General features: G+C 53.1%; 13 protein-coding genes. 10 read left to right on the forward strand and 3 right to left on the reverse strand.

The window, feature by feature from the left end; all coding sequences use genetic code 11:
• Window positions 1-19 precede the first annotated feature (19 nt).
• A complete protein-coding gene (groES, locus tag AC2TAD_RS22005) occupies window positions 20-307 on the reverse strand; it encodes a co-chaperone GroES (protein ID WP_480870654.1) in 288 nt (95 codons plus the stop codon).
• Window positions 308-639: 332 nt separating this feature from the next.
• Between groES and AC2TAD_RS22010 the strand changes: the two genes are divergently transcribed.
• The 3 genes from AC2TAD_RS22010 (at window position 640) to AC2TAD_RS22020 (ending at window position 3,001) form a co-directional block, all read left to right on the forward strand.
• Window positions 640-918, forward strand: coding sequence for a WGR domain-containing protein (locus AC2TAD_RS22010; protein WP_480870657.1), 279 nt, complete (start codon window positions 640-642; stop codon window positions 916-918).
• Between the two features lie 525 nt (window positions 919-1,443).
• A complete protein-coding gene (locus AC2TAD_RS22015; RefSeq protein WP_480870660.1) occupies window positions 1,444-2,490 on the forward strand; it encodes a DEAD/DEAH box helicase in 1,047 nt (348 codons plus the stop codon).
• A 301-nt stretch (window positions 2,491-2,791) separates the two neighbouring features.
• On the forward strand, window positions 2,792-3,001 hold the full coding sequence (locus tag AC2TAD_RS22020) for a cold-shock protein (RefSeq protein WP_480760749.1): 210 nt from the start codon (window positions 2,792-2,794) through the stop codon (window positions 2,999-3,001).
• Window positions 3,002-3,260: 259 nt separating this feature from the next.
• Here AC2TAD_RS22020 and AC2TAD_RS22025 read toward each other — a convergent pair whose 3' ends face one another.
• Together AC2TAD_RS22025 and AC2TAD_RS22030 are read right to left on the reverse strand one after the other, a co-directional pair.
• Window positions 3,261-3,494 (reverse strand): hypothetical protein, encoded by a 234-nt coding sequence (locus AC2TAD_RS22025; RefSeq protein WP_480760747.1) that lies wholly within the window; start codon window positions 3,492-3,494, stop codon window positions 3,261-3,263.
• Between the two features lie 676 nt (window positions 3,495-4,170).
• Complete coding sequence (locus AC2TAD_RS22030) at window positions 4,171-4,404, reverse strand: hypothetical protein (RefSeq protein WP_170619842.1); 234 nt, start codon at window positions 4,402-4,404, stop codon at window positions 4,171-4,173.
• A gap of 135 nt (window positions 4,405-4,539) precedes the next feature.
• Between AC2TAD_RS22030 and AC2TAD_RS22035 the strand changes: the two genes are divergently transcribed.
• The 7 genes from AC2TAD_RS22035 (at window position 4,540) to AC2TAD_RS22065 (ending at window position 10,610) form a co-directional block, all read left to right on the forward strand.
• Entirely contained in the window at window positions 4,540-5,292 is a 753-nt protein-coding gene (locus AC2TAD_RS22035; protein WP_170545368.1) for a Crp/Fnr family transcriptional regulator, read from the forward strand.
• Window positions 5,293-5,738: 446 nt separating this feature from the next.
• On the forward strand, window positions 5,739-6,047 hold the full coding sequence (locus AC2TAD_RS22040) for a hypothetical protein (RefSeq protein WP_170336653.1): 309 nt from the start codon (window positions 5,739-5,741) through the stop codon (window positions 6,045-6,047).
• Between the two features lie 3 nt (window positions 6,048-6,050).
• Complete coding sequence (locus AC2TAD_RS22045; RefSeq protein ID WP_170336655.1) at window positions 6,051-6,404, forward strand: hypothetical protein; 354 nt, start codon at window positions 6,051-6,053, stop codon at window positions 6,402-6,404.
• Window positions 6,394-7,248, forward strand: coding sequence for a hypothetical protein (locus AC2TAD_RS22050; RefSeq protein ID WP_170545366.1), 855 nt, complete (start codon window positions 6,394-6,396; stop codon window positions 7,246-7,248). Before AC2TAD_RS22045 ends, AC2TAD_RS22050 begins: the two co-directional genes overlap by 11 nt.
• Before the next feature lie 92 nt (window positions 7,249-7,340).
• Entirely contained in the window at window positions 7,341-8,540 is a 1,200-nt protein-coding gene (locus AC2TAD_RS22055; protein WP_480870666.1) for an N-acetyltransferase DgcN family protein, read from the forward strand.
• Window positions 8,537-9,658, forward strand: a complete 1,122-nt coding sequence (locus tag AC2TAD_RS22060) for an alanine/ornithine racemase family PLP-dependent enzyme (RefSeq protein WP_480870669.1) — start codon at window positions 8,537-8,539, stop codon at window positions 9,656-9,658. Before AC2TAD_RS22055 ends, AC2TAD_RS22060 begins: the two co-directional genes overlap by 4 nt.
• Window positions 9,659-10,037: 379 nt before the next feature.
• Window positions 10,038-10,610, forward strand: coding sequence for a hypothetical protein (locus AC2TAD_RS22065; protein ID WP_480870672.1), 573 nt, complete (start codon window positions 10,038-10,040; stop codon window positions 10,608-10,610).
• Window positions 10,611-11,042 lie beyond the last annotated feature (432 nt).

Consider the following 11,042-nt stretch of genomic DNA (forward strand, 5'->3'; position numbering starts at 1 on the left):
AGAGTGAAGCGCGAGGGCCTTACTCGATGATCCCCATGATGTCGCTTTCTTTCATGATCAACAGTTCTTCACCGCCGATGTTGACTTCGGTGCCCGACCATTTGCCGAACAGGATCCGGTCACCTACGGAAACGGCCATTGCGATCAGCTCGCCGTTGTCCTTGCGTGCGCCTTCGCCGACTGCAACAACTTCGCCTTCGCTGGGCTTTTCTTTTGCGCTGTCTGGAATGAGCAGGCCGCCAGCGGTTTTTTCTTCGCTCTCAACGCGACGAACCAGCACACGATCATGTAGAGGTTTGAAGGCCATTCTGAATTCTCCTCAATTGGCGATTCATCCTATTAGCGCTCCCTGTTGAAGAGTGCTAACAAGCGGGATTTTGGAAAGAAACAGCACCGTTTCAAGAGGTATAAAGAAAAAAATCTTTACGCGAAGTCAAAAGAGAATTGTTGTGTTTGTTTTCAGAGCATTACCGTTGATGAAGTGTCTCGATATTCGGTCATCAATTTCGAAACAACCTCGTTATCACATCAGCGGTCGAACAGGGTAAAATCTCTTGTCGATCGGTGGGGCTTTTCCCAGGTGCCAAAAAGGTAAAGAATCCTTACCTTACAATTGATCTCGCAAAGTCATTGGACAGGATGGCTGAGTTCACCGACAATCGCGTCATGGAACTGACGGCAACCACACCTGTCCACCTGATCCATGTGGACCCCGACATTAACATGGCGCGGTTCTATGGAATAGAATTGCAGCCGACGCTGTTTGGGGAAGTGTCCGTCCTTCGTACTTGGGGACGTATTGGGACAAACGGGCAAGCCATGATGGTGACACATGATGACGAAGCCCAGGCCGGTGAAGCGCTCCAAAACCTCGAAAAGCAAAAGCGCCGCCGGGGGTATGTTCCGGTCGGTGAGTGACTTCAGGTGACAATCTGTTTTCGTAGCAAATCCCGAGCCTGTCGCCTCGTGAGCGGGCTCTAGGTTCCAGCCGGCGTGCCGGCTTCCACCCAGAACACCCCGACATGATCTCCCTGACGCAGTAGCCCTTGACCCGTCTCTTGCGCGCCGGGGCAGGGGCTTTGGGTCATGGTCGCTCCATGCCGCGGTGATCTGCCCATTCGGGTGATGATCCTTTTTGCGCTCCCGCCGGATCGAAGATCCTTTGGGTTCTTTTGTTGGTCAGGCGGGATTTGGACAAGCCAAACGCCACCCGACGTCAGGGGGAAGGCGCGGCCTCCCCCCTCGGACAAGACAAATAGACAAGACCGTGTCCTCGCGCGTTGCGCTGCGGGCCGCACCACTCTTGTCGATTTGTCCTGTCTCGCCCCTCTCCGCGTTCGCCACGGGGCAGGTTTTAGAGACGACGCCCTTTCAGGGCTCGGCTCAAAACCAGCACCAAAGGGGATGAACCCCGGAGGTCGCACCACAAAAGGAGAGATGGTTTTGAATACGGAAGCGACGAAAGACATCGAGAATGACACCAGCCTTCAGGCGGCAGAGATCGCAGCACAGAATGACCTGTTTCGGAAAGCCCTGTTCGATCCGACTGCAGCGATTGAGATGCACTCCAAAGGCATTCAGGGACAGGTGTTTGTCACGCCCGGCGTGTCCGGCGAAGGGGTAGAGTTCCAGACCGCAACACTGAAGGCTGTGGCATCGGATGCGGCGCAGATCGTGGACAACATCCGTGCTTACAGCCAGTTCAGCCAGATTTCCGCGACGCTTGTCGTCGGTGGCGTGCGCTCCGGCGGGCAGATCAAAGCCCTCAGCGGCGGTGTGGACATTGTGGTGGCAACGCCCGGTCGCCTGCTGGACCACCTTGGCACGGGTGTTATTAACCTGTCCGCGACCAAATCAATTGTGGTGGATGAAGCCGATCAGATGCTGGATTTGGGCTTTCTGCCCAGCATTCGCAAGATCATGGCCAAGCTGCCCGAGACACGCCTGACGGCGTTGCTTTCGGCAACCATGCCAAGACAGATCAGAAAGCTTGCCGATGACTTCCTGTACAATCCGGCAGAGGTTCAGGTGGCGGCTGTTTCAAAACCGATAGAGCGGATCGCGCAGAGCGTCCGGCTTGTGGCCAAGCAGGACAAACGTCGTGCCCTGGCAGACATTCTGTCGGACAAAGCTGTTCACCGCGCGGTCGTTTTTACACGCACCAAGCGCGGTGCAGATAACGTCTGCAAACACTTGATTGCAGCCGGGATCAACTCCGCTGCCATTCACGGGAACAAAAGCCAGCCTCAGCGCGAACGCGCCATGGCGGGTTTCCGGTCAGGCGCAACTACCGTCCTTGTGGCCACCGATATTGCGGCACGGGGCATCGACATCGACGATGTGTCTCATGTGGTGAATTATGAGCTTCCGAATGTGCCGGAATCCTATGTGCATCGCATCGGCAGAACCGCCCGCGCAGGCCGAACAGGCACCGCAATTTCGCTGTGTGATCGCGAAGAGATGTCCCTCCTGCGGATATTGAAAAACTGATCGGCAACAGGCTGCCAAGCGACACAGGATCGCAAGACGAGCCTGTGAAACGCGGTCGCGATGCCAAGCCGCAAATGCCCTGTGCTGCCAAAATTGCGCCGTCGCCAAAACCGCGAACGGTTAGTCACGTAACGCGTCAGCGGAACGGACACCAACAGCACAAGATCGGCCCCGCCCAAGCGCAGGATGGTCTTATGCGGATGCTCTCCAATATTGGTGAGTTCACCCAACCTGCTGTCTGAACGCAGCAAGCTGCCCCGCCAATCCCGGCGGGCGCACATGTCATTGAAAGGATAATCTCATGACGACCGGAACAGTAAAATGGTTCAACGAAACTAAGGGCTTTGGCTTCATCGAACTGGATAACGGCAGCGGTGACACGTTCGTGCATATCAGCGCCGTTCAGCGCTCTGGCCTCGACAGCCTGAAAGAAGGCGCAAAGGTCGGCTTCGATATCGTCGAAGACCGGATGCGCGGCAAGTCCTCTGCCGAAAACCTGAAATTGCAGTAAATTGCTTTTAAGCAACTTCACTCAGCGGCCATATTGGCCGCTGAGTGGTAGTTTCTGAAGTCGCAAACGCATTCTTTTGCTGCTTTGCGAGGCAATGGCGAGATCGGATCTGCAAATCCTATCCCCCTTTAGTGAACCTCGTTGCAGTGGATATCTCCGCCCACCCCGCAGCGAAGACAGGGAATGAAAGGGGTGGTTCGATGCCCAGCGAACGCGCCACTTGTGCCCGAATATCCTGCAGAAAATCCGCTTCATTCCGTCACTCTTTTTGATCATCTTCAAAATCCTGCAATACTTTTTTACCCAACGCGGTGACGCGGTACGTTGTACCTTGTCCGGATTTTGGTGAATCTCGCGTAGCCAATCCTTCCGAAACTAAGCGTTCGAGCTGAAATGTAACCTGGTCTTCGACATCGCCACTGACCAAGGACAACGTATGGCCACCCGATATAGCCAGGGTTTTCAAAGCAGTAATGTCACTACGCGATCTCATGGCGACGCCTCTTCTTGACTGCGCTTTCGGGGTAGCTATCCATAGATACGAACCCCTGCGACTTCACGCCTATTACACTATATCGAGATGCGTTGAACGGTGCAGTGAATTTGTTAGGCCGGCTTGCACCTGCGAAATTCACACGAACTCCAACCTCCTTTCCGAGCAAACAAAGTTCAATGGCCGTAATGCACCGTTGCTCCGGTTTGAACACTGTGCAGCATCGGACAGCAGGACCTTTTTCTCGCGGGCAATGACGACCCAGTGCCGACATCCAGCACCTCATCATAATGCTGCGGCTGCAGCCCGATTTGTTGCCATTCGCTGCGTGCGATAATTTTGGGGCAGTTTGAACTCTCAGTCTGCGCGACTTTGCCGTCATTCGTTCTGGAGCCTTCGCTGAAGCAGCATTTGCTCGCGGTCGCGCATACTTATTGTTGCGGCGCGGCGAGTGTCACCAATCAGGTCATTCGCAGGCGTTGTATTTGCGTTAACGGAAACCGTACCTTCGCCGCAGCACGGTCGGACAAGCAAGACGCGGGATATAGCAAACCTTAAAACTTTGGTTCTTGCTTCGTGTTTGAACTGATCAGGAACGAGGTGCCAAAAGTGTGTCTATTTGCTGTTAAGCTTTTTTTGGCGAGCGTAATCTAGTTTTCCGATGCGGGACATAACGTTACTGCCGAACGCGATAGCCGGAAGCAATGATCTGGTTTATCAGAACAGCGGCGGCCTGGTGCATATCCTTTTCTTCCTTGTTGCCAACCGCTGCTTCGTGGGCAGCGGCTGCGTCACGCAGAACTCCCACAATCTCATGTTCGGGGAGGAGCTCACGATCTTTAATTGCAAGCAAAAGCGCTTCACAGATTGAGAGTGCGGCTATTCCTGAGTAGTCTTGCCGGTCGGCCATGGTAGACGTCCTTTTTTGACAGGCGTCCAAGCAAGGAAGCGCCACGATGAATTGCACCATTCTGGCATGGATTGCAGTATACTTAACTGATCGAAAGCAGTCTTTGCGTGGTATAGTTTTGCGGACGGCTCATTGATGAAGGAAGAATATTTGCCCACTATCAATAACAGCCCCCTCACCCGAAAGCTCTCAAACTTCGTCTCTCTGACTGAGGTTGAACTTGCGGTATTAGCGCGCCTGCACAAGCGTCGCAGGACCTTTGAAGCGGGACGTGACCTTGTGCATCAAGGGCAATCAGAGCAGGCTGCCTACGTTCTGTCCTCGGGCTGGGTTTGTTCCTACAAAACCCAGACAGACGGTTCGCGTCAGATCGTCGACTTCCAAGTACCGGGTGACTTTCTGGGCTTGCGGAGCGTTCTGCTGCACACCTCGGATCACAGCATAGAACCAATCATGGAAATCCAAGCCATTGAGGTAGTAGTGGATGATCTCCTGGAAGCATTTGCGCAAACGCCCCGGCTGGCGACAGCAATCCTTTGGGCGGTCTCTAGAGATGAAGCGATGGTGGTTGAGCACCTGGTCAACATAGGACGGCGAGATGCGAGTGAGCGCATGGCGCATTTTCTTTTGGAACTTGGTGTGAGGCTGACTCAGGTCGGGATGGCAACCAAGATGGGATATACCTGCCCACTGACACAATACCATCTTGCCGATGCGCTGGGACTGAGTGCTGTACATGTTAATCGTGTCCTACGGCAACTGCGGGAGAAGGGGCTGGTTACTTTTCAATCCGGGCAAGTGGCATTTGATGATTATGACGGACTGGTGACGTTGGCCGGTTTTGACCCCACTTATCTGGATCAGGTCGGGCCACTGTTGAAACAATAGGTTCACCCCTTCGGCGATGCCGGGATTTTGACGATAGTTGCCTGGTTAGAGACGCCATTCGCTTCGGCAGATTTGGGATTTCACTGAAAAAGAAGCGCAAGATAAATACAGTCCGATTGCGGTACTGGATTTCCTGCGCTTCTCAAATACTCGTTAAGAACACGCCAGCAAATATCCCGCCAACACACATCACGTTGCCGGAATCCAAACATCGTTGCACTGACGCAGGTTAGTCAATTTTTGGCAGTACCTGATCCTCGGGCACCAAATGCATTTGAGATTCCAATAAAATCTCAGGTCATTGGCCGCAGACTAACATCGATCAGCGCGCGTCTGCCATTTGCACATTATTCTAAATTACAACGCCAGTACTACCGCGGTGCTTACGAGCGTGTACCGCGGCAGACTGCGCGGGGAAGATCCAACAAACTATATGGAGGACCAAGGTGAGCACGAGATCGTCCAGTTCTTTGGTGACGTTTTCAAATCCGTTCTCTTTGTCCGGCTACCCGGATGAACTTCCTGCAGGCGAGTATGAAGTAGTTGTTGAAGAAGAACTACTCCAGGGCCTGAGTTTCGAAGCATATCGAAGAACCGGAACCTACCTGACCGTTCAGGGCAAGGGCAGCAAGCCAGGCCGCACAGAAATGCGCCCAATTGACCCAGAAGATTTTGAACTGGCGCTCAAGCACGACCAGACCTTGGCTACATCTAACAATGACAGCGATGCGGCGCTTTCCCCGCAGGAGGAATAGATTATGAACACGCCCGAATGGCTTAAACCCGGAATCTACGGTGCCCTGATCGGAGGGGTTTTCGTAGGCGTCGTTGGATTTTCTTGGGGTGGATGGATGACCGGCGGTAGCGCGGACAAGATGGCCAACGCCATGTCCCGCGACAATGTAATCGCTGCGTTGGTTCCGGTCTGCGTCGACATGGCGAGAACTGACGCCCAACGCGCCGAAAAACTGACGACAATCAAAGAAGCTTCGTCTTTCAAGCAGAAGGATGCCGTCATGGCCGCTGGCTGGGCAACGGTACCAGGATCCCAAACTCCAAACAAAGATCTGGCGCAGGCCTGTATTGAGGGGCTGAACCTGGATGAATCGTAACTCAACAACTCAACTTTCGGACGACGCCGTTTGCACCAGGACAAATAGAAAAAATCAGCACTGGTTTTGCTCTCACTTCATGACTGCGTTGTTTGTTGCCGTTTTCAGCTGCTTGGTGGGCTCCTTTATCTCATCAAGTCCCGCATCGGCCGAAACAAATTCGATCCCGGATAACGCGCATCCCAAAAAGTATGGCGACGGTTGGGAATGCGATTTGTCCTATCGGTTGGAAGGCGAAGAATGCGTGGCCATTGTCGTGCCGGGAAATGCCTACCCCACAAACAGAACCTACGGCTCAGGGTGGGCATGTATGCACGGCTTTGTTGCAGTTGGCGGCACCACATGCACTGAAGTGATTGTGCCTGAGGGTGGATATCTCGATCCATCAGGTGAGAGGTGGCGGTGCCTGCGTGGATACACAAGAGTAGACGATAGCTGCCAGAAAATCGTGGTGCCGGATAATGCTTACCTGACGAATAGCACTTATGGATCTGCATGGCGTTGCAACCGTGGCTACGAAATAGACGGAGAAGCATGCGTGGCAGTAGCGGTGCCGGAAAACGCTTTTCTGAACGCATCAACCAGCGGGCGTCCCTGGACGTGCGAGCGTGGGTATTTTGAGCGCGACGGAAGGTGCGATGCCGTCTTTGTGCCTGAAAATGCTTTCTACGATGACGCGATCCATGGAGTTGGATGGAAATGCGAACGTGGCTACGAGGCGTCCGGTGATCGCTGCAATGCAATCGAGCTACCGGCAAATGCCCATATCGACCGATCCGGCAATGGGTGGCAATGCCACAAAAACTATCATCGATCAGAAGGGCTGTGTGTTCTGAACCAGTGAGAATTCAGACAGAAAGCCCACTTTCCCAAACTTCACAATTTTTGCCCGTCCTTACCAAGGACGCGCGTTTCACACTCCAAAAAGGAACAAATATGAAACCCGTACCCATTGCGTCGGATGCCAAGCAGTTCATTGCCAGCGATGCGCAAAAGCTGCCGCCTGAACAAGCAGTTTTTCCAGAGCTTCACCGCAAGACACTTGTGACAGATACACCGACTGCAATTGTGTATTGCGAAGGAAACTTCGCAAAGATCGATGGCAAGACGGCTAATGGTCTCGTTCGACATTCACAGGCCTATCGCGTTCTTTCGGTGATCGACAGCACGTATGGCGGTCGTGACAGTGGCAAAGTGCTTGATAATGTCGCAAATCAGGTTCCCATCTTCGATGATCTTGATGCCGCCGTCGCTAATGAAGCTACGATCCCCGACACGTTTATTTACGGAATGGCGCCGGCCAGCGGCAGAATGTCCCTTGAGGATCGCGAAGTTGTCGTGGATGCGATAACGCTCGGAATGAACATCGTGAGTGGACTGCATGAATTTCTTAGTGATGATAAAGAGCTCGCCGGATTTGCCAAAATTCACGATGTCACGATACGCGACATTCGCAAGCCGCGGCCCAATCCCGACCTGCGCCTGTTAGATGGCAGTATTGGAGACGTCCAGGCGATCCGCATCGCGGTGTTCGGCACCGATTGTGCAATTGGAAAGCGTACAACCGCGACAATCCTGACATGTGCCCTTAACGCGCATGGGATCAAAACAGTTTTGGTCGGTACCGGCCAGACAGGATTGATGCAGGGCGCCAAGTATGGTGTCGCGATGGATTCGGTGCCGCCGCAATTTTGCTGTGGCGAGCTTGAGCGCGCTGTTGTTGCAGCATCTGAAGATGAACACCCGGATGTAATAGTGATCGAGGGCCCGGGCGCGCTAAGCCATCCGGCTTTTTGCACATCAGCCTTCATTCTGCGAGGCAGTCAGCCACATGCAGTTATTCTTCAACACGCGCCTAAACGAAAACGTCGATGTGATTTCCCCAACATGACTATGCCCGACCCTTGCGATGAAATCACCCTGATCGAGGCTTTTGCGAACACAGAGGTAATTGGCATGACGATCAACCATGAAGGAATGAATGATGTTGAGATTTCAAAGGCCATCACAGACTACAACTGCAAATTGTATCTCCCGGTCACTGACGCATTGAACCGTCCTCCAAAAAACTTGGTGAATATGGTTCTATCTGCCTTTCCGCGCTTGCAACCCGTACGTGCTACGACGATTGAATGAGCAAGCTGCGTATCGACGTTGATCTGGATAAAATTCGGTACAACACACGGTTCCTGGTCGACCACCTTAGACCCCGCGGAATTACGGTGACAGGTGTGACAAAAGCCGTTTGCGGTCATCCTGAGATTGCGAATGCTATGCTTGAAGGTGGCGCGACAGGGCTGGCGGACGCGCGGATCAGCAATATCATGCGTATGCGCGATGCTGGAATCTCGTGCTCCATATCCTTGATCCGAACGCCCATGCTGAGCCAGGTCGCGCAAGTCCTTGATAACTGCGATGTCAGCTTCAACACTGAGATGGACATTATCGCCAGCCTGGCCATCGAGGCGCTGGGGAAGAACATTACTCACAATATTATCCTGATGGTGGAAATGGGGGATATGCGGGAGGGCATCTTGCCTGAACACCTTGAGGGCACTGTGTCTCAAATTCTTAGAATGGAAGGGATTTCTCTGAAGGGGATTGGCGCAAATTTTGCCTGTCTGGGTCATGTGGCACCCTCTGCAGGAGCAATGGAATTGCTTTCGTCGCTTGCCGCCGACACCGAACTTGCAAGTGGACCCGCTCTGGAAACAGTGTCAGGCGGCGGTTCTGCCAGTTTGCCATGGGCGCTTGGCAAGGGGGCGACCGGAAAATTCAACAACCTGCGTCTGGGTGAGGCCATCCTGCTGGGTACCGATCCCGTTTCGGGGTACGCGATCGACGGGCTTTACACAGATGTTTTCACGCTTTGGGCGGAAGTGATCGAAACGAAGACCAAATCAAATCCAAATTCCTTGCAATTGAATTATCCTATACCTTCTATGCAGTGTGTGACTTTAGACAGTCCTTCGAAAACTCGGTCGATCCTTGGCATTGGACTCCAGGACACCGATGCAGCGGGTCTAATATTCCCTGCTGGCGTCACGTTCGTCGGAGCCACCAGTGATCATATCGTTGTTGAAAACACCAATTGTCTGCTTCGCCCTGGTGGCGAGGTAAAGCTGAAATTGAACTATAGCGCGCTCTCGCGCGGCATGGCTGCACCTGATGTAGCAAAAGTCTTCCATGGTGATGGCGCATTGGTTGACTGCACCCCAGCGAACACTGATCGCCCATATTCGAAGCGAAAGTAGCGCGCCAGGGTTGCCGCCGCCTCGGTTCTGCTTCAGCCACCCGTCTTATTCTACGGCTTTACGTAGTAAATGAGGCACCCAATCCCTATATTGGATGTAGCCGCATTCACTTTTCACACCCTATCTGGGCTCGTGGGTGTTGCGGACAATCAAAGGATCAAAATGATGTCTTTCAAAGACCTGACGACCAGAGCGGCTGCCGCACTGAAGGAAAACGATGCGGACGCGTCAAAAAAAGAAGTGACGTCGAAAGGGCAGGACGCCGTCCCCGAAAAATCAAAGCCTAAACCTCAAAACTGATAATACCCTGCCGGGAGCGGGTGGCTTGTTCTTGTTTACATCTCCGAGCGAGCGGTATCAGCAAAGGAGAACTACCCAAATGAACCAACTAATCAGCAAGACAATCGCAGTCTTTTCCAGGCCGTTTACTTTCCCTGGCTTTGACGAATTACTCCCGGCGGGCGAATACGACATAGAAACTGAGCTTTCCGCACCACCAGATTATTTGGATCCAGAAGCCTGGAAAGCATCAGTGCTAATCTTTCTGCTTCCACGGAAATCTCACCCCGGTCTGGCGCGAACCTTGACCGTTTCTCTTACTGATTTGGAGAGAGCCCGCGCAAAGGATAAATTGTCTTCAAAGCAGTTGTCGCAGTTCTTGCTCGACCAACTTTTGGCCGATCCCATGGTGCAATTGATTATGGAAGCGGATGGTGTGTCTGAGACTCAACTTCGGCACCTCTACTCGGAGTCGCTCATTTCTGAGGCAGACGACGGATCATCAGATCAACGAGCCATACCACGAGGATGCGCAAGCGGTTCTCAGTATGCTTTCGCTGTCCAAGCTGCTGAGAACGAAGGAATGCCAGTTCGTCCTATTAAAACCCCTCGGATTACAGGCCGTCCCATCGGACAGTCTGAACCAGGCAGCTCCTTCAATCTCAAGGCTTAGGGCTCGGAACTTTCTTTTCCAGTCGCTGTATAAACCAAAACAGAAATCGAGGTTAAGAACTGATGGAAGACTTCGACAACGACGCAGATACGATCATGGCTCGCGCCCACAATGACGTGCCGCAAGAACGCCCGTGTCTTCGTTGCAGAACGCCATTCTGGAGCGAAGGGTTCGGAGAGCGGATTTGTCGACGCTGCAAGGGGTTGAGCGCGTGGCGAAATGGCGTATCAGTAAGCCCTGGGTTAGCTCGGCGTCGCTGATAACCTGACGCCGGTCTTACCAGCTTTTCTGATCATATCTCATTTTATCTTATTGGTGCTGACCCGGGCCTTTTAACGTGGAACCCGATCGGTAATCGGTGCTGAAGACGAAGCGTAGGATGTGTCGCAAACTCTGAGGTATAGTTGACGAGCCTGGGTGATCTGAGTTTTT

Source organism: Ruegeria sp. HKCCD7628 (assembly GCF_057221005.1).

Coding starts and splice junctions, on each gene's coding strand:
- AC2TAD_RS22050 (WP_170545366.1), top strand. CDS start 6,394: ATGAATCGTAACTCAACAACTCAACTTTCGGACGACGCCGTTTGCACC.
- groES (WP_480870654.1), bottom strand. CDS start 307: ATGGCCTTCAAACCTCTACATGATCGTGTGCTGGTTCGTCGCGTTGAG.
- AC2TAD_RS22020 (WP_480760749.1), top strand. CDS start 2,792: ATGACGACCGGAACAGTAAAATGGTTCAACGAAACTAAGGGCTTTGGC.
- AC2TAD_RS22010 (WP_480870657.1), top strand. CDS start 640: ATGGCTGAGTTCACCGACAATCGCGTCATGGAACTGACGGCAACCACA.
- AC2TAD_RS22030 (WP_170619842.1), bottom strand. CDS start 4,404: ATGGCCGACCGGCAAGACTACTCAGGAATAGCCGCACTCTCAATCTGT.
- AC2TAD_RS22035 (WP_170545368.1), top strand. CDS start 4,540: ATGAAGGAAGAATATTTGCCCACTATCAATAACAGCCCCCTCACCCGA.
- AC2TAD_RS22060 (WP_480870669.1), top strand. CDS start 8,537: ATGAGCAAGCTGCGTATCGACGTTGATCTGGATAAAATTCGGTACAAC.
- AC2TAD_RS22025 (WP_480760747.1), bottom strand. CDS start 3,494: ATGAGATCGCGTAGTGACATTACTGCTTTGAAAACCCTGGCTATATCG.
- AC2TAD_RS22045 (WP_170336655.1), top strand. CDS start 6,051: ATGAACACGCCCGAATGGCTTAAACCCGGAATCTACGGTGCCCTGATC.
- AC2TAD_RS22055 (WP_480870666.1), top strand. CDS start 7,341: ATGAAACCCGTACCCATTGCGTCGGATGCCAAGCAGTTCATTGCCAGC.
- AC2TAD_RS22065 (WP_480870672.1), top strand. CDS start 10,038: ATGAACCAACTAATCAGCAAGACAATCGCAGTCTTTTCCAGGCCGTTT.